The 18,263-nt window shown below is 41.7% G+C and carries 15 protein-coding genes; 10 read left to right on the top strand and 5 right to left on the bottom strand.

What is annotated here, in order from left to right:
• Positions 1 to 33 precede the first annotated feature (33 nt).
• Together VA249_RS22890 and VA249_RS22885 are read left to right on the top strand one after the other, a co-directional pair.
• A complete protein-coding gene (locus VA249_RS22890; RefSeq protein ID WP_176703885.1) occupies positions 34 to 495 on the top strand; it encodes a hypothetical protein in 462 nt (153 codons plus the stop codon).
• Positions 496 to 990: 495 nt separating this feature from the next.
• Positions 991 to 1,839, top strand: coding sequence for a GMA family class A beta-lactamase GMA-1 (locus VA249_RS22885; RefSeq protein ID WP_012774820.1), 849 nt, complete (start codon positions 991 to 993; stop codon positions 1,837 to 1,839).
• Positions 1,840 to 1,996: 157 nt separating this feature from the next.
• Here VA249_RS22885 and VA249_RS22880 read toward each other — a convergent pair whose 3' ends face one another.
• From VA249_RS22880 to VA249_RS22865, 4 genes are read right to left on the bottom strand one after another with little or no spacing between them, the layout of a single operon-like run.
• Positions 1,997 to 2,404 (bottom strand): hypothetical protein, encoded by a 408-nt coding sequence (locus VA249_RS22880; RefSeq protein WP_176703886.1) that lies wholly within the window; start codon positions 2,402 to 2,404, stop codon positions 1,997 to 1,999.
• Entirely contained in the window at positions 2,404 to 4,566 is a 2,163-nt protein-coding gene (locus VA249_RS22875; protein WP_176703887.1) for a site-specific integrase, read from the bottom strand. The genes VA249_RS22880 and VA249_RS22875 overlap by 1 nt, the downstream gene beginning before the upstream one ends.
• Before the next feature lie 2 nt (positions 4,567 to 4,568).
• The gene (locus VA249_RS22870; protein ID WP_176703888.1) at positions 4,569 to 6,314 is read right to left on the bottom strand and encodes a hypothetical protein; all 1,746 of its coding nucleotides are present in this window, start codon (positions 6,312 to 6,314) and stop codon (positions 4,569 to 4,571) included.
• Positions 6,311 to 7,537: a site-specific integrase gene (locus tag VA249_RS22865; RefSeq protein ID WP_176703889.1), complete on the bottom strand. Its 1,227-nt coding sequence runs from the start codon at positions 7,535 to 7,537 to the stop codon at positions 6,311 to 6,313. The genes VA249_RS22870 and VA249_RS22865 overlap by 4 nt, the downstream gene beginning before the upstream one ends.
• Before the next feature lie 234 nt (positions 7,538 to 7,771).
• On the opposite strand from VA249_RS22865, the gene VA249_RS22860 reads away from it, so the two are divergent.
• The 7 genes from VA249_RS22860 (at position 7,772) to VA249_RS22830 (ending at position 16,366) form a co-directional block, all read left to right on the top strand.
• The gene (locus VA249_RS22860; protein ID WP_176703890.1) at positions 7,772 to 8,389 is read left to right on the top strand and encodes a hypothetical protein; all 618 of its coding nucleotides are present in this window, start codon (positions 7,772 to 7,774) and stop codon (positions 8,387 to 8,389) included.
• Positions 8,390 to 8,473: 84 nt separating this feature from the next.
• Positions 8,474 to 9,070, top strand: coding sequence for a hypothetical protein (locus VA249_RS22855; RefSeq protein WP_176703891.1), 597 nt, complete (start codon positions 8,474 to 8,476; stop codon positions 9,068 to 9,070).
• A gap of 29 nt (positions 9,071 to 9,099) precedes the next feature.
• On the top strand, positions 9,100 to 9,432 hold the full coding sequence (locus VA249_RS22850) for a hypothetical protein (RefSeq protein WP_176703892.1): 333 nt from the start codon (positions 9,100 to 9,102) through the stop codon (positions 9,430 to 9,432).
• 275 nt (positions 9,433 to 9,707) lie between these two features.
• Positions 9,708 to 12,380: a DNA methyltransferase gene (locus VA249_RS22845; RefSeq protein WP_176703893.1), complete on the top strand. Its 2,673-nt coding sequence runs from the start codon at positions 9,708 to 9,710 to the stop codon at positions 12,378 to 12,380.
• A gap of 28 nt (positions 12,381 to 12,408) precedes the next feature.
• Entirely contained in the window at positions 12,409 to 14,433 is a 2,025-nt protein-coding gene (locus tag VA249_RS22840) for a DEAD/DEAH box helicase (protein WP_176703894.1), read from the top strand.
• Positions 14,434 to 14,437: 4 nt separating this feature from the next.
• Positions 14,438 to 15,685, top strand: coding sequence for a GIY-YIG nuclease family protein (locus VA249_RS22835; protein ID WP_176703895.1), 1,248 nt, complete (start codon positions 14,438 to 14,440; stop codon positions 15,683 to 15,685).
• A 141-nt stretch (positions 15,686 to 15,826) separates the two neighbouring features.
• A complete protein-coding gene (locus VA249_RS22830; RefSeq protein ID WP_176703896.1) occupies positions 15,827 to 16,366 on the top strand; it encodes a hypothetical protein in 540 nt (179 codons plus the stop codon).
• 176 nt (positions 16,367 to 16,542) lie between these two features.
• Here the strand turns inward: VA249_RS22830 and VA249_RS22825 are convergent.
• Positions 16,543 to 17,720, bottom strand: a protein-coding gene (locus tag VA249_RS22825) for an IS3 family transposase (RefSeq protein ID WP_176703897.1) whose coding sequence is annotated in 2 segments (ribosomal slippage) — positions 16,543 to 17,453 and positions 17,453 to 17,720 — 1,179 coding nt in all. Because the reading frame shifts where the segments join, the coding sequence is not laid out codon by codon here.
• Positions 17,721 to 17,821: 101 nt separating this feature from the next.
• Here VA249_RS22825 and VA249_RS22820 point away from each other — a divergent pair.
• On the top strand, positions 17,822 to 18,259 hold the full coding sequence (locus tag VA249_RS22820) for a hypothetical protein (RefSeq protein WP_221072330.1): 438 nt from the start codon (positions 17,822 to 17,824) through the stop codon (positions 18,257 to 18,259).
• Positions 18,260 to 18,263 lie beyond the last annotated feature (4 nt).

The following is an 18,263-nucleotide window of genomic DNA, read 5'->3' as shown; positions in this document are numbered from 1 at the left end:
GATGTGCCGCTTTTCTTCTCCAAGGAGGTCGTCATGTTTAATTTTGAAACTCGTGAAGTCGTTTTTAATTATGACAAGGAAGAAACGGTTTTTACTGGCATTACCCTTAAAGGACTTGCTCTTGAGTCTAATGAATACGAGCCCGATGTTCAGATCCATTTCGTTTATCCAGACGATTGTGATGAACATGCTTACATACTGGTAACGGAATTATCATTGCCGGACTTTATCAGCATCAAACTCCTTATCATTGACGAGCAGCCACGCTTTGCTATTTCAATGTTCGGCAGTGATATGGGATACATCATTACGGACTCGTTTTTTTGGAATGGTAGCACGCTTCGTTTTCAATCGAATTTTGGTTCGGATGATACGGCCAAGTTCACCGAGATCATTAATAACCAGTGTACATTCGATTCACTCGGTACCGCTTATGTTGATGTTCTTCGTAAGCTCAATAGTGACATCGAAAACAAAAAAATACCCTTAACATAAAGTTAGATAAAAAAGTTAGGAATCCCTTTACGCACAAGGGCTACACACAAAATATCTAACTTTTCCCTCCTAAATCTAACTTCTTGCATTTTTCTTACTCACAAACGGAAAAAATTAGATCGGTTTATTTTGTAATTCTGTTTAATAGCTTATCTAAATTTTTTCCATTGGGAAGTCATTCCGTGGGTATCAAGTTCTGTTGCTAGATACGACAGAATCGCTTGGTGATCACAAGTCTAAGTAGGCCACCTGTCTAAGTAGGCCACCCGTAACACGCTTTTGGACAGAAATGAGTTATTCACAACTTATAGTTGACTTATGCGTATGAGATTCAGATAGCGCTTCCTTCATCCTAAGTCGAGCAGAAAATAACGCTCCATAAACACACTCATCTTTTCATACAAACTTAATATGACCCGCTGTTGATTTATATCTTTCGGGCTGTATTATTACGCTCCGTAAATTCAGTCTTATTACATAAATAGTCGAGTTATCATGAAAAAATCAATCTTACTTTCGAGCTGTTTGTTCATTTCTTTTTTATCGACCGCTTCAACATTGAACGACTCGCTCTATTCTATAGAACAACGCACCTTGGGACGCATAGGCGTATCAGTTTTAGATTCAACGGATCAACAATGGCACTATAAAGGGAATGAAAGGTTCCCTATGATGAGTACATTCAAGACATTAGCATGTGCAAAAATGCTACAGGACTCTGATAGAGACATTTTAGATATAAGTACAATGGCGCCAGTAAAATCCGATGAACTAATCGCTTGGTCACCAATAACAAAAAACATGGTTGGCAGTTCAATTACCATTGAAAATGCTTGTGAAGCTACGATGAAGACTAGTGATAATACTGCTGCAAACATAGTCTTAAAGCACATCGGAGGCCCACAGGGTGTCACTGCTTTTCTACGTTTGATCGGAGATAAAGTAACTCAATTAGATCGTTTTGAACCTGAACTAAACCAAGCCAAAGCTGATGACCTACGTGATACAACGACGCCAAATGCGATGAATAAGACCCTATATCATATTTTATTCGAAGATGTATTAGCTCAAAATTCAAAAAAACAACTTAAGGAATGGATGCAAGGGAACACTGTTTCCGATTCTTTACTCCGTTCTGTTTTACCAAAAGGGTGGTCTATTGCAGATCGTTCTGGTGCAGGAGCTAACGGTTCGCGCGGTATTACAGCAGCAATTTGGACTGACGAGCGCGAGCCATTAATCATTAGCATCTACCTGACACAAACCAACCTTTCTATGCCAGAACGTAATCAAGTTATTAATGAAATTGGTAAGGCTATTTTCGAAGAGTATGCTGTAAAATAACTAGATGAGATTGTCATACTGTTGACAATAGATATGCCGTAGAGAACAAAATGGGGTTGTACGGCATATTGACCACCTTCGTTGCTTGGCTATAACTCATTTTGGGGCAATTCCGTGTTACATGCCCCGCAAACACACCTACTAGTCGCTCTTCAATTTATGCTTTCAAGTTATGTACGTTTGTTGAGTCTTTGCGTGTTTTGGTTTTGTAGCGGTGCAACTCCCAAGTCATCTGAGCGACTTTATCTGCCATTACCTTCAGTTCACCTTTGAACTGCTCGTTCTCAGCTCGAAGTTTTTCGTTTTTATCCAAAACCTCTTGGTACTTATCCTTTGAAACCTTTGCCTTAGCTTTATTAGCTCTAGCCTTTACAACCCCTACATTGGTTGGGTCAGTGGCATACTTCTCTTTCTCTGCTAACACCTTCTCAAGCAGAACAATATGATTCTTCAACGACCCATTAGAAACTCCTGCTCGCCTTTCAACAGCATAAGGACTGATTTTCTTGCCCTCTTTCAAAAGAGCCTTAAACGCATTCTCTAGCTTTGTTGCCACCGTCGCCATTACAGAGCCTCTACTCGATATTTTTCAAATTGAATGTTATGGTCAGCCATCACTTTTTCCGCAGTCCTTATATCACTTAGTTGCGTAGCGAGTGAACTGCGGTTGAACATTCCCATTTCTTTCATTTTTTCAATTTTTTCAATACATCTCTCTCGCCTTATCACCCAGTTTTCAGCTTCAACCTTGTTTACATTTAAGTTCTCACAGTCTCTGCCTACGCATTTAGAAGGCTCAAACAAATGCCCCATGCTACATAGCTCACCAGAAAAACAAGTTCCAAACCCTGTCGATTTGTTTGCACCTTTCGTGTCTTCAACCAACTGATTAAACCTAGCGTCACCAACCACCATAGGCTCTCCACTCATGAACTTCATGAAGCCACCTGACTGCTCTTCTGGATGCTCAATCATGTCCTTAAGGTACTCAGCGTGAGACTCTATTTCTTGCTCTTGGATTTTCTCTTTAATTTTGGCTGGGTTTTGAATGCCTAGTAACGTCAGAACCTCAGAATGACTCGCATAAATGGCTGTCATCGCAAGGTGTATATGCTTAAATTGATGCTTCAACGAGGCTAATGACACTAGCCCATGACCGACCACAAAATGAGCAAACGTCCGTCTTAAAGAGTGAGTATTAAAGCGCCAATACAGCTCTCCACGCTCATTTTCCTTTATTGGGCTAAGCTTCTCGTGGACGATGGGGTTTAGCAGGTTAAAAATCTCATCCATTTCTTCTGGAAGGTAGCGAATATCGATATGAAGACTGTAATCGTAGAAAATTTGGCGTAAATTCTTAGTATGGAGTTGGGCATCTTTTAACTGACGATGAATAGTGTCGCCTGTCCATCCCTTTCCTTCACCTTTGAGCGAAAACCGTGGCGAGAGGTGAATATCACCTGAAACAGAACGATATTTATCATTGAGTACCGTTAGTATTAATAACGCTTTCTCACAAATTGGCGCACACGCCCATGCATCCTCACGACTTAGCTTATCCAACTTATCCGTCCACGAACGCATTGTGCAAAGCTTTACGCCATCAATATCAACCTCTTTGTATGAGTCACCCTCAATCTGGGTTAATTCACTTATCCTCATTCCCGTGAATGCCGAACAAGCGCCAAAACACGCTCCTTCAATCATTCTAAAAGCATCAATGGCTTGCTTTTCAGTCACCCCTTTTAATTGGGCATACGCTTTCACATCCAATAAAACATTATCTTTCTTATAGGCATCAATAACGCCTCTATGAGCTTTACTGCGATAGATAGACTCAACTTCGTCCTTAGCTTTATCTCGATAGTCATCAAGTACCTCTTGAGGGAAAATGCCGCTGTTTTTTGCTTTTTCCTCAACCTCAATATCGACAATGAGTTCCTGATACAGAGTTTCGATTTCTTGTTCGATATCATGCTCAGTCTGCAATGAGCGATACTCCGCCTCGACTTCCGATTCGAGGTCTCGACCGCCCAAAAAGTCTCGGTAAGCAGACTCTACATCTTGAATTAAACGAGAAAGGTATTGCTCATAAATAACGGGGATGACTGTCGGAAAATGCCCTTTACCATGAGCGGCATATTTCTTGGAAACTTTTCTTGCAGTCTCACCCTCTTGGTAGGGAATGTGAAATCTAGCCCTCTCTGGAAAATGTAAATTAACTTGAACGAGTACACTGAGAGCATTCAGTCTCGTAGCACAGGACTTTTCACTCCATCCACGTAACGACTCTTTGATTTGCGAAAATACGATGTCATTTGAAATATAAGAAAAAGCGTTATTGGCAGTATTCGCAAACACTCTCAGTAGTAAATCGACATGAACCTGTATATCTTTAACCTGCTCAATCTTCCTGAAGGTTTTCCCCTCCATACTCAGCAAAGTGTCTTTGCCGCCCCATATCAACCAATACATTCGCTGCTTAAACTCTAAAAGCAGTTTGGGGTTATGCTTTTGGGCTTGGAACGTTAAGGTGTAGTTCGATTTTTTCTCATTCTTGGTGTTGAACAGGTCGTTAAAATCCCAAGCATCATCTTCAAAGTAAGAAGCTGGACTGCCATCTCGCTTTACGCTGACTACAGTTCTTGCAGTCGGCATAGGGTAAGCTTCGTCAATAGGCAAAGCGTATTTTTTAAACAGTGCGTGGTCATGGCTAATACTGTACATGCTTACCCCTTAAAAATATCTTGAATAGAATCTTCGTCCCAAAGAGGATGGCAACCTTGCCGCTCTAGGTATTTTTCCGCTGCCTTGAGGTTTCTTTTCTTGAAGCGTTTCTTTATGTCTCGAATCGCTGATTTCACCTCACTGAAATTCTTAATGAAGTGGTCAAGGCTTTTATGGGCGGCTACCGCCTCATTGAGACGAAACTCAAACGACAGCAAACGCCAAATGTCATGAACCTCATCAACAACAGCAAAATTTCGGCACATAAAGCATTTGATGACATAGCCACAAGCAGTATTTTTCACATCGTCATCATCTAACAATCCCGTTTCTAGATTGCTTTTTTGAAACTCACGTTTTTGCGGCACATCTTCACCTTTACATACCCCTCCGTTAGCGATGGCGTCCACAGGCTCGCTAGAAGACGCTCTAAGGGCATCGACTTCTTCACTAGACAAAACCTCACAATGTTGTGCCTTCGTGGTTGCTATCGCGGCAGTAACCCCTCCAGTTGGGTTACTGCCCAACGCAAAGAGTGTGGCTGTTCCAAAAGCCAATTCACGATGTGCTAAGGCTTTTGAGTTCTTACTGTAGTCTGAATTATTCCATGTGCTTTCAGATGTATTACGATTGCTCTCCATCGCGCCTTGTCGCCCCAGCTTTTCTTCGGCGTACTGCTTAATGGATGACTTCAAGCGTTCGCAGGTTAAAGAAAAATCTGGATTTGCCGCTTTCATTGTTTGCAGTAAAACCGAGCGTGTCATTAGACTTGCAATATAGGTATTGAGATTCATAGGCGTTGGCTGATTACCATTTCGCCGTGTAAAAAGATAATGCTTATCTAACCCCAAATCGACAGCATTAAGCTTCGACAATTCGAAGTGTTCTTCAAAAAAAGTTTTAGATACCGCTCTTGGAGCAAAGGTACGAGATTCTTCTTTATAGCCACGAGTTTTCAAGCCTTTTACCGATATTCGGTTCCCTCCTGCCTTATCAATACTCCAACTGTCTTCCACCACAAAGGTGTTCAGCGCCTCTGCTTGTCCCACTGCGGTGTAATACACATAGAGGAACACCGCATTGCATATCAGACGATTAAATGCAATTTCACGCTTATATTCGCTGATGGTCTTATCTAAATACTCTTTGTAAAGTAATTTTCTATCCGATAACAGCGCACGAGCGATACGCTTTAACTCTTTCTTTGTGTAGTTATTGGAATCTAACGATGCACTCGCGGTATCTAGATTGCGAGTTGCTTTAGGTATATCTCCAAAACCAAACTTCTTTAAGATTGAATTGTAGTTTGAAGCCAACCATCCCAACGTTTTGGCTTTTATCGGCTTACCATGCAATCCGACACCTGTTGTTCGCTGAGATAGCCATACAGCCTGAATATAGTTCACACACGATTCTGGTGAGAACTCGACCTTAGACTTACGCTTTTGAGATTGACTAGTGAAGTTATGCTTTAAAATGTTATCAATATGCTGAAAGTTTCTGACTTTACTCGCCTCTGCCCAACCTGATTGTTCAAACTTGGAAATAAGCAAAGACACATGCTCTTTGGTGCTGTATTTAAGCCACCCTTTGAAGTCGCATGTGCGGTTTCCCCCATTCCCTGATACCCAAATATATTTCCATTGATGAATCTTGGACAGTGGGTTATCTGATTGCATTTCATCGGTCGGAATGGAGCGATAGGTACGAACGTTATCAGGCTTATCTGAGTCGAAGTTCTCCGTCATATGATGTGTTCCTCTTCCAATAACGCCATCATTAACTCAGGCACTTGGTTCTTGGTTGGGTTACCTTCCCAATGCGTTAAATAACGCATGGTCACAGATAAGTCCTTGTGTCCAAGTTCATCTTTCAGTAGTTTCAGCGCCTGTGTCGTGCTCAAGTCGGGTATATTGAGCAACAGGTCGAGCTTATTAGCCGCATAAGTCGCTCTCGTATCATGGAAATCGTGGTCGAAGTGAGGGTTGCTGTTTTCCTTAATCGCATTTCTTAACCGCCCCCATAGCGTATCAATGGAATTTGACCGTTGCCCCTCTTCTTTAAATCGATTCCCCTCCTTTGTAATAAATACAGGCGCATCTTCATCACCCGTATTGAAAAAGTAGAGCCGTTTACGCTCCTTGTACCGCTCACTTTCGCAGTATTGAGTGACTTGCTCCATTAACCAAACAGGCATCGAAATTGTGCGGTTCTTGCTGTATTTGGTGTAGCAGCCATGAGAAGGGCCAATCTTGATATCGGTGTAGGTTTTGCCCTTAAAACCTTTGGGTACTTTAAAATGGCGAGGCTTTATATCAGCGACCTCAATCGCTCTTAGACCTGAATTAATTACAGTCGCTACCAACAGTCGAAACTCACCAGAGATCCCCGCTCGATGCCAATTGTCTCGAATGTGCCTTATGTCCAAGTCATTCATTGGGGTGAGTTCGGTTTCTTGCTTCGGACTTTTGATGGTAATGTCCGTCAGCATTTGGCCGTACTTATTGTGACCATGCACCTCAAACGGCAACTTCTCCACATAACCATGACGGTAGCAAAACACATAGAATCTTCGGATCACAGATAAGGTCGATGCCCCGACACTTCGGCGCATGTTTCCTTTAGCAATCTGTTTGTCTAAATAATTTCTGAAGAGATAAATGGGGTAACGCTCAAGTTCTTCATTCTCATCATTCCAATTGAGATTGTTCTTTCCTAAATATCGAAAAAAGCGAAGCAGAGCATACGAAGTTGGCTCCGTATCTTTAACCCCTTCTACAATGCGACGGCTCATAATAAACGCATTGGCATAGAACTCTGGCTCACCGTTAGAGGTAAACAACAGATTAACGCCATCAAAGTGCATGGGTTTACTCACGGTGAAGTCTGATGAACCTGGTGGATCACCTAACTCAATGTCACCAATTTCTATTGATCGACTAGTTGCTACAAGATGGTAAAAGTGTTCCATACAATACCCAATTAACTTATCTAAATTAAAGTTAGACTATCAATCTAAACAAATCAAATAAAAACACAGATACTGTTATCTATGTCAAACAACTATTTAGATATGTTGGCTGTAAGAAAAACATGGCGATATGCCAATATGAAAAGGCGCACCATGGGTTGCATTAGATGGTTCACTTGTCGGGTTTCTTTATCAGGCTTTAATGAATTGGCCACATAAACCGCAGGTAACCTTATGAAATTCTCGAATGAAAATTTTTATAGCGATGGCTATTACAAAAGAGTCCTGAAAGCGCTTTACACGCAATCCTTTTTTCAAGACATCAATTACCTACCACTGTTTCAAATCGGTGTGTGGGTAGTCGAGCGCGCAGATATGGTGCTTAAAAACGAATTAGACCATGACGGTGCATTAAGTGAAGTGTCAAAACTTGCTCTTGAAGCCGTTAGAGCAGCATGCCTGCGAGATCCAGATTTTGTTTCTACGCATCTTCAGTGCACCATTGGCGCATTTACCTACGATGGATTATTGAATACCAAATGTGCCGAGGTAAAACACCTGTGGGATCGTGTCAGAGCGTCGTGCGATCCCAATACATGGCTGGGTGTTTTCGCGCACTATGTCAGTGTCGATCCCGATTTTGGGCAAAAGGTCAGGGAGTATGTTGAGCTCAATCGCGACGGAAGAAGTGACATGATTTGTTATGCGGAGATCACGAAAACTTCAATTCAAAAAAATCGCCCTATACCTACCGCTGAACCCTTAGTTCATTTGGGTATTATAGATATTCCAATGGTATGCCCCGAAGATAGCCACAAATACAAGTACCATTTTGATGACCTCCAGTATTGAGGGTTTTGGGTGAAAAGCTGAGTAACGTTGTCCCAAATAGTTTCGCTTATAAAAGCATCTACCACTACAGTACGGTGCTTCTATATGATGACTGACCTAGACCTTTTATTGGCCGAGCTGGATTCCATTTCACAAACCTCACTCGTTCGCGGTTATTTTCACCCTGCCTATCCAGACTTTGTTGTTGAGCGCGCCACCAGCGCTAAAAACCCACAACTTTTTATGCGTTGCATCAGCAGTATTGAGCAAGTGGTTAAACTTCCTACTCTTGGAATGGTTAAGCTCATAGAAGCTCAAATTCAATCACCAAGTGTAATGTCGGTGTCTTTAAGTAATTACCATGCACAATTGACTGATTGTGCCATTTTAGACCGTTGCCCTGTCTTTCACCTTATCAATGCGTTAAAAGAGTTGCCATTTCAAATGGAGGCTCCAGAAGAGCTTGTTGTACTAACAAAGCACTTAGCTAAAGATCGTAATAAGGGTATCTACTTTGAATATTTTTTTATGGGCAATTATCAATTGAACAAGACAATTAGCGTTGGTGAGTTGAATCAATGGACCTTGATGAACCTAACGAATCTGTCAGTCAATGACATTGCATTAGGCGAAAGTAAATGCCTCCAAGTTGGTCATTGGGGTACAGGCCATAACCGAAGCCAAAGAACATCAGTAGACTAGAACGAATAATCAATTTCTTGGAAGAATTCATGACGGTGAAATGCCGAGGTTACGATACCCGAAAGCGTTTAGTTAATGCTTATTTCATACAACCCGTTGCTCACGTTAAGCTACTTTCTGGTCAAAAGAAAGCAAGTTGTACCAAGGATATCCTGACCGATTCCTACTATTGCTTTTCGTATCAGGGAAGAGAAGATGAGGAAGACACGGGTACGTTCTTTTGTGGTATTCACGCTGCCCGTGATTTCTTATCGCTGACTGGCCATGAACCAATCAAGCTTTTTAACCCTTTAAAAACTACTCCACCTGTCGTAAGACAATATTGTTTGTCGATTCCAATAATGCCTGATCATTTACAATAAAGTTTAATCATTTTTGACCTTTAAAGGCGTGACTTGCGAGACATGAGCTACCTCGGAACTGCCCCAAAATTGGTTTGGTCTCTAATGTGAGCTACGTAATCTGATGACAATTCATTGTGCACCATAATGAAGTTTTATGCAATTTTGCGACATTTTCATTAACCAAGTAGGTAATAGATTGACATGCAAAAATATTGTATGCAAATCAATGAGCATTCTGGATTTCAAGGGTATAATCCAGCTCATTATTAGAGTTCCCTTACCTAGGAAAAATCATGACCGTCAATCAAGCCAAGATTTTTGAACAGCTTGAGCAGCTCGTTGAAGCTTCAGAACCTAGCGAATTCATCTATGGATTCCTTACTGCATTCAAATTTCCTAAAGCCACAATTACTCAGCTTCGACAAGGTGGAAACCGCAATGTTGCTAAGATTGAAGGTCATACTGGACTAAAGAACAAGCTTTACTATTTCCCGGTTAATGCATCGAAAGATATCGATGCGGCTTTAGATGATGTCATCGCTCATCCAATGATCGCTAAGAATAAGATCCGCTATATCATCACTACTGATTTTGAACGCTTTTTAGCGTGGGACAGTGCAACTGGCGAACGACTAGATATCGACTTTGAAGTTCTTCACCGAAATTACAGTTTCTTTTTGCCTCTAGTGGGGCTTGAGAAAGCCATCTTAAATAGTGAAAAGCCAGCAGACGTAAAAGCGGCTGTAAAAATGGGTAAGCTGTTTGACCTGATCCGTGTTAACAACGACTTGAATACTCCTGAAGATATTCACGCGTTAAACGTTTTTCTTACTCGTTTGTTGTTCTGCTTGTTTGCAGAAGATACAGGAATCTTCCCTCAGAAGAGTCAATTCACCTCAGCGATTAAGAGTGTGACGTCTGAAGATGGCAGCGACTTAGATCAGTTTCTTCATGACTTATTCTTAGTTCTAAATAGTCCCGACGGTAGTGACCTTCGCAAGCGCCTACCTCAGCATTTAACTGATTTCCCATACGTTAATGGTGGTTTGTTTGAAAGCGACGAACCAATTCCTGAACTGGGGAAAAAAGGTCGTCGTATTTTAATTGAGTGTGGTCTTGAAGATTGGAGTGCCATTAATCCAGATATTTTCGGTAGCATGTTTCAAGCGGTTATAGATGTCGATCAGCGAGCACGTTTGGGTCAGCACTATACCTCTTACAGCAATATTATGAAGGTGATCCAGCCTCTATTTTTAGACCCCTTACGAGCTGAACTAGAGAAACAACGCAACAGTGTTAATGGCCTTAAGCGTCTGCTTGTGAGACTCGGTGAAATCAAGGTATTTGATCCCGCTTGTGGCTCGGGTAACTTTCTCATCATAGCCTACAAAGAGCTGCGCCTTCTAGAGATTGAAGTGATTCAAGCATTGATGAAGATTGATCAAGGTTTCTTTATCAGTAACATTCACTTAGATCAGTTTTATGGGATTGAGATTGATGATTTTGCATGTGAAATTGCACGCCTTTCTCTTTGGCTAGCAGAGCATCAGGTTAATAAGCAATGGGAAGAGCATATTGGCCCCGCAGAGCCTGCATTACCTTTGAAAGCAACGGGTAAGATTGTTAGCGGTAATAGTTTAGCAATGGATTGGGAAAAGGTTTGCCCTAAATCATCAGATGATGAAGTGTATGTAATAGGGAACCCACCTTTCCTTGGAACTCCCGGGCGAACAGAACAACAAAAAATGGATATGTGTACTGTTTTTTCGGAACTGAAATCAACAGGTACATTAGACTACGTGGCGTGCTGGTTCTGGAAAGGGGCTAAGTACATTCATAATAGCAAAGCTGAATTAGCTTTTGTGTCAACGAACTCAATAACTCAAGGTGAGCAGGTTGCAGCTATTTGGCCATTGGTATTTAGCCTCGGCTTATCAATACATTTTGCGTATCCAACTTTTGTGTGGGCAAATAACGCAAGAGATAAAGCGGCTGTTCATGTAGTTATTATCGGTCTCACTGGTGCATCTAAAAATCGTCATTTATACCAACTTATTGGCAATGAATGGCATTGCCATAACGTGGATGGAATTAGTCCGTACTTAGTCGAAGGCAAAAAAACAGCCGTGTTAGCAAGAGGTAAACCACTTAGTCATGAATGTCCAATAATGATTCGTGGCAATATGCCTTACGAGTTTGGTCATCTATTACTTACTCCGTGTGAAAAAGAAGAGCTCTTGCTAAAGGAGCCTAAATCGCAAAAATGGATGAAGAAAGTCGTGGGGGCTGATGAGTTCCTAAATTCTAAAGAGCGTTGGTGTTTGTGGTTAGCTGATGTCTCTGACCGTGAATTGAAAGAAATGCCTCTAGTTTTGGAGCGAGTGAATAAGGTTGCAGAGGTGCGCGGAAGCAGCAGTGATAAATCTGTTCGCAAGCTTGCTGAGAGACCACACCAGTTTAGAGATTTAAATAACCCTGATAAGTACATTTTAATTCCCGGAGTGTCTTCCCAAAGAAGGACATACTTACCGATAGGTTTCTTTGGTGGTGATGTTATTAGCACCAACAAAAACTTTATCCTACCGAATGGTGGATTGTATGAGTTTGGGGTACTGACGTCGCTTCAACATAATGAGTGGATGAGATTAGTTGCTATGCGCCTAAAAAGCGATTACAGCTATGGTAACAAAGTGGTTTACAACACTTTTCCTTGGCCAAATAGTACTGACCAGCAAAAATCAGTGATAGCTAGTTTGGCCGAGAATATATTGCTTGTTAGGGAAGATTACCCCGGCAAAACACTTGCTGAACTATATAACCCAGATTCGATGCCAATAGAGTTATTAGAGGCACATAAAGAGTTGGATATGGCGGTAGATAAGCTATACAGGTCGAAGCCATTTAACGATGTTTCGGAGCGCTTAAGTTTTCTTTTAGCACGCTATGAAGAAATGATAACAAGTTAAAAGAATGAAGTTGGCAAAGGTTTAAACAATGGAAAATAATATCTTACAAGTTAGCTACAACCAGACAGGCCAAAGTGCTGCACATAATGATATGGGCATGCGCGAAATGCAGGCTCGTGCATTCGCTGAGCGTGCAAGTCAGTACTTGCTAATCAAAGCGCCCCCAGCTTCAGGAAAGTCTCGTGCACTAATGTTTCTTGGGTTAGACAAGCTTGTTAACCAAGGCATTCGTAAGGTCATTGTTGCTGTACCTGAAATGTCTATTGGTGGCTCTTTCAAAGATACTGACTTAATGCAGTTTGGTTTCTTTGCCAATTGGGCAGTAAAACCTGAAAACAATTTGTGTATTAATGGAAGTGAAAGCGGAAAAAGTAATGCATTCAAACGCTTTATGGAAAGTGATGATCAAACATTAGTTTGTACTCATTCAACACTTCGCAGTGTTTTCGATAAGTTATCCCCTACCGATTTTGATAATTGCCTTATTGCTATTGATGAGTTTCATCATGTATCCGCCGATGAAAACAGTCGATTAGGTAGCCTAATTGATAACTTAATGAAACAGTCGTCAGCCCATGTTCTTGCAATGACTGGGTCGTATTTTCGAGGTGATACAGTTCCTATCTTGCTCCCAGAAGATGAGGCTCTTTTTACCAAGGTTACATACACCTATTATGAACAGTTAAACGGCTATAAGCATCTGAAGACGCTAGGTATCGGCTATCATTTCTATCAAGGTGCTTACATTGGTGCTCTACCATCAGTTTTAGACCCGACGAAGAAGACGATTGTTCATATCCCGAACGTTAATTCTGGTGAGTCCACAAAGGACAAATACACTGAGGTAGACTCAATTCTTGAAGTGCTTGGTGATGTCATTATGCAAGACCCTGACACTGGCATTTATCAAGTTAAATGCAAGAAAACAGGGAAAACCTTGTTGGTTGCAAACTTAGTTGATGACAGCGATATGCGACCTAAGGTTCAGGCGTATTTGCGTGATATTAACTCACCAGAGCAGATGGACGTCATTATTGCGCTAGGTATGGCGAAAGAAGGTTTTGATTGGCCCTACTGTGAACATGTTCTGACTATCGGTTACCGAAGTTCGATGACTGAAATTGTTCAGATTATCGGTCGTGCTACTCGTGATAGTGCAGGAAAAAGTCATGCTCAATTTACAAACCTTATCGCTCAACCTGATGCGCAAGATGACGATGTTAAGGTGTCTGTAAATAATATGCTTAAAGCGATTACTACTTCGCTTTTGATGGAGCAAATACTAGCGCCAAGCATTCAGTTTAAGCCGCGATCTCAATGGGATGGCAAAAACTTACCAGCTAATACTGTTATTGTTGATGATACAACAACCCCTGTTTCACAGAAGGTGTTAGATATCCTTAATGGTGACAAAGGTGAGATCCTAACAGCTTTGCTTGCTAAAGAATCTGTGGCCAAGGGGGCGATAACGGAAACGATCCCTGCTGAAGTTATTAATGAAATTGAGCTTCCATCAGTCATTCAGACTTTATATCCAGATCTTGAAGAGCATGAGGTAGAACAAGTCAGAACAGGAGTATTACAAAGCCTGTATATTGGGCAGCACGGCGGTCTAATTGATGGTAAAGATCTTCCAGATGATGCCGTAATTGAAGATGGTGGCGCTTCTTATAGCAAAGAAAATCGCTCAAATGAGAACGGAGATTCTGGGCTGAATAATCAGTTCATAAAATTGGGTGATAAGTTCATTAATATTGAGAATTTAGATATTGACTTGATTGACTCGGTAAACCCTTTCCATGGTGCTTACGAAATTTTGTCTAAATCTGTTGATGCTGCGGTTTTGAAAACCATTCAGCAAGCAGTACGAGCTAGTCAAGCAAAGGTTTCTGAAGAAGAAGCCGTCATGCTTTGGCCTCGAATTAAAGCTTTTAAGGCGGAGTTTCAACGTGAACCGTCACTTAACTCATCAGACCCGATAGAGATACGTTATGCAGAGGTGCTCGCTTACATTCGAAAAATGAAACAACAACGAATGGCAAAGCAAGGGTAACTAAATGATTCGATTACGTTCTTCTAAGGCGGTAGAAAAGATCAATCTGGATGACATCTTTTCTGAAGAGGATGATTTGGGGTTACTCGATGTAACCCCTCTGAAAGTCAAAGCACCTGCTGGAAATATATTAGCGAGTCAGTTTGAAGAAGTTGCTCATTTTTACGAGCTAAACGGTCGTCTGCCGAGCGTTGATGCTTCAATATTTGATGAGAAGCGCCTTGCCCGCCGTTTAAAAGCATTTCAATCGAATCCCGACCAATGTAAGGCATTGATCCAATTTGATGTACATGGCTTATTGCAGGGCGAAACTACCGCAGCAATAAATGAGTTCGCTGAAGAAGTTGCTGATCAGCCCCTATCTGTTAAACCTGATAAATCTGAGTTAGTCACATCTCTTGACGATATTTTTGAGGATGATGACGATCTTTTGGATTTTGAGGCCCCAGATCTATTTACAATGCGTCATGTCCCAGCGGAAAAGAAAGTGCAACCAGACGAAATCGCGAAACGTCAGCCATGCGCAGATTTTTACCGTTATTCATCGATATTCGATACGGTACAGCAAGAGCTAAAATCTGGTTTATCGTCTTTAGAGAGATTTCGCCATGAGCTAAAGATCCATGTTGGGGATGCTTTTATTCTTAACGGGGTTATGGGGTATGTTCATTCCGCGGGAGAAAGATTGGAGGGGTATAGTACTTATAATGCTCGATTGCATCTAATCTTCGAAAATGGCACTGAGATGCACATGTTGTTTCAGTCGTTGACACATGGTTTGGTTCGCGATGAACAGGGTTCTAAAGTTTTGCGCGAGGGGTTACCTCTGACTCCTGATGATACTCCCACTCCAGCTGGGCTTGTCTATGTATTAGCAACAAAGAGTACGGATAGTGCTTTAGCTGAATATAAGTCGAACCTTTATAAGGTTGGTTTTACAGATGGTACGGTGGATGAGCGTATCAAATATGCAGAGAAAGATAAGACGTTCTTAGAAGCGCCAGTGCGTGTGGTTATGACAACAGAGTGCTACAACATTGATGCTCATAAACTCGAAACGCTTATTCATGGTTTCTTAGGGCACAGACGGTTAAACATCACGCTCAAAGGGCACTCTGGGCAAACGTACAGCCCCAAAGAATGGTTTTATGTGCCATTAACTACTGTCTTAGAGGTCATCAAATATATTCTTGATGGGACGATTTCGTTGTACAGGATGGATAATACCACTGGTAGGGTTGTTAAAAAGTAATCAAGGGTATTATCGCAGATCTTGAAAGTCACCAAATTATAAAAGTGGGCGATCATTGAATAAATATTCATACTGATGTGAATGCTCAATGCCAATAAATCAGCCTAATCTAGATTTTGGACTGATTACTCTAACTGATTTATGTCCAAAAACTTGCTAGAAATTGATCAGACTTTATTGTCATTCACAATGGGTATTGAAGAATCTGCAAAGCCGAAAATGATCAAACTTTATGACTATGCCACCCCAAAAGTATCTCAATATCCGATATTTCTGATCAAACTTTATTGTTTGCCGACACCACCTGAAACGCGAGCGGCTTCTGACAAGATGACAGAGCCAAAAACTAATGAGTCGGCTGTTGATGAAGATATGTTGTCAAAGCCTGACTCGAATCCACGGCCGAAAGTAGACTGGAACCCGTTAGCACTAGAGCTTCATACGGCAATCAAATTGCTGGTTATTTGCTGGGATATCCTACCTGGCGGGCTATTAGCTAATATTCAAATTGACCTAGAAAAGTACCCTCATATCGAACCGTTTGATTGGAAAATTAAGATCGTCAATTCAATCATTGGGAAAGGTAAGCGACCGTTGCCTAAGATGCTTTCAACGCTACGCAAAGACAACCCTGACTTACAATACTACCAATTCCCTTATTTCGGCGGTTGGTCTAAATAATGACCTTAAATTCGCCTAATATAATTATATTCATCTTAATCATTATAGGGATTGTATGTATTTAGAGTTCATACCCACACGAAGAGGCGGCGGTGTAAAAATAAGAGGTGACGACAACACATTGCATTTAATTGAGCGCCTCCTCACTAAACATGCAATGAGTTCCCATGTAGTGGTCAACTAAAATTGGCCACGGTTTTAGAGTTTTCCCAATACAGTCGTTCAGACTCATTGGGTGTTAGGCCACCATTATATTGATGTGGCCTGAGTTGGCTGTAATAACCTGTGATGTATCGAGTTATATGTTCTCTCGCTTCGCTAAAACTCCGATAACCCGACACTGGTATCCATTCTGTCTTTAGGCTTCTGAAGAATCGCTCCATAGGACTATTATCCCAGCAATTTCCTCGCCGAGATAAGCTTTGCTTGATTTGGTAGCGCCACAACAGTTGCCGATAAGAACGACTGGTGTAATGACTTCCTTGGTCGCTGTGGAACATCACGCCTTTGGGCTTACCTCGTGATTCAAACGCCATAGAGAGGGCTTTTCCCGTCAACTTGCTATCGGGTGATACTGACATCGCCCAACCAATTGGCTTTCTCGCGAACAGGTCGATGACAACAGCAAGATACATCCAGCGCTGTCCCGTCCAGACATACGTCACATCACCGACCCAGACTTGGTTGGGAGCGGTAACGGCAAATTGTCGAGACAGATGGTTTGGGATCTCTACGTGCTCTTGTGATGCCTTTCGATAACGGTGCTTCGGTGTTTGGCAACTTACCAACCCTAATAATTTCATAAACTTAGATGCTCGATAACGTGTCAGTCTTATACCTTGAGCCGTTACCATATCGGCAATGCTTCTCGCACCCGCAGAGCCGTTGCTTGCCGTATGAACTTCTTTAATCAGACTTTTTAGCTTCACCAACTCTGGAGAAACACGCTTAAGGCGACGACGCCAGTATTTGTAACTGCTGCGGTGGACACTGAACACATGACACAGGGTGGTTACGCTAAAGCTCTGCCTGAGTTTCTCGATTATCGAGAGTTGTTCAGTGAGTCCGACATCAAGAGAGCTGTAGCCTTTTTTAATATTTCATTGTGCTCTTCAAGGCGAGCAAGTTTCTTCTTCAGCTCCCGTATCTCAATTTGCTCTGGCGTCATTGGTGAGGCTTGAGGAGTTACCCCCTTTCTTTCTTGCTTGAGCTGCCTCACCCACTTATCCATTGTCGATTTACCCACCCCCATGGCTTTGGCGGCTTCAACAACGGTGTAGTTTTGGTCGAGAACAAGTTGAGCTGCTTCGAGTTTGAATTCCGCACTGAAAGTACGTCTGGTACGCTTGGTCATAGTTTCACCCATCATGCTATGAGGTGTATCTTAACACCTCTAATCAGGTGGCCAAATTCACTATGCCACTACACCATTGCTGCTTTGAAGATGGTGTTTGCATGACTCTGTCTAGATACTTTGAGAAGATGCGTCAAAAGGACGTCGATTGGGTTACGTTATATTTTGGTATTACGACCCTACGAACCAGTCTAGGGTACAACTGTAGCAAGCAAGAACATGCTTTGATTGCTTTGTTGGAGTACCAGTTAGAAAATGCCCTTACCACTTTCTTAAAACTTAAGAATCAAGACTTAGAGCCTCTTTTCTTTGCTCATAAAGGCTATAACGACTACATCCTAAATGGTTGGGAATCAAGAATGGTCTATCTCTACTTGCTGAAAACTGCTGCTAAGCGACGCAAAGAACTTTTGTTTATTCTAAAATCTTTTGACCCCTACCACATAGTCAAAAACAAAGAATACACAGAACAGTTTAATGACTATCACATTAGCGACCTCGATTATGACGTTGGAAAAAAGTTCGAATATGAACTTTAGCTAT

It is taken from the genome of Vibrio alfacsensis, from assembly GCF_019670485.1.
GTDB classification, from domain to species: Bacteria; Pseudomonadota; Gammaproteobacteria; order Enterobacterales; family Vibrionaceae; genus Vibrio; species Vibrio alfacsensis.
Note: the sequence above shows the minus strand (reverse complement) of the source record. Positions and strands in the feature narration are given on the sequence as shown.

Coding starts and splice junctions, on each gene's coding strand:
- VA249_RS22890 (WP_176703885.1), top strand. CDS start 34: ATGTTTAATTTTGAAACTCGTGAAGTCGTTTTTAATTATGACAAGGAA.
- VA249_RS22885 (WP_012774820.1), top strand. CDS start 991: ATGAAAAAATCAATCTTACTTTCGAGCTGTTTGTTCATTTCTTTTTTA.
- VA249_RS22880 (WP_176703886.1), bottom strand. CDS start 2,404: ATGGCGACGGTGGCAACAAAGCTAGAGAATGCGTTTAAGGCTCTTTTG.
- VA249_RS22875 (WP_176703887.1), bottom strand. CDS start 4,566: ATGTACAGTATTAGCCATGACCACGCACTGTTTAAAAAATACGCTTTG.
- VA249_RS22870 (WP_176703888.1), bottom strand. CDS start 6,314: ATGACGGAGAACTTCGACTCAGATAAGCCTGATAACGTTCGTACCTAT.
- VA249_RS22865 (WP_176703889.1), bottom strand. CDS start 7,537: ATGGAACACTTTTACCATCTTGTAGCAACTAGTCGATCAATAGAAATT.
- VA249_RS22860 (WP_176703890.1), top strand. CDS start 7,772: ATGAAATTCTCGAATGAAAATTTTTATAGCGATGGCTATTACAAAAGA.
- VA249_RS22855 (WP_176703891.1), top strand. CDS start 8,474: ATGATGACTGACCTAGACCTTTTATTGGCCGAGCTGGATTCCATTTCA.
- VA249_RS22850 (WP_176703892.1), top strand. CDS start 9,100: ATGACGGTGAAATGCCGAGGTTACGATACCCGAAAGCGTTTAGTTAAT.
- VA249_RS22845 (WP_176703893.1), top strand. CDS start 9,708: ATGACCGTCAATCAAGCCAAGATTTTTGAACAGCTTGAGCAGCTCGTT.
- VA249_RS22840 (WP_176703894.1), top strand. CDS start 12,409: ATGGAAAATAATATCTTACAAGTTAGCTACAACCAGACAGGCCAAAGT.
- VA249_RS22835 (WP_176703895.1), top strand. CDS start 14,438: ATGATTCGATTACGTTCTTCTAAGGCGGTAGAAAAGATCAATCTGGAT.
- VA249_RS22830 (WP_176703896.1), top strand. CDS start 15,827: ATGTCCAAAAACTTGCTAGAAATTGATCAGACTTTATTGTCATTCACA.
- VA249_RS22820 (WP_221072330.1), top strand. CDS start 17,822: ATGACTCTGTCTAGATACTTTGAGAAGATGCGTCAAAAGGACGTCGAT.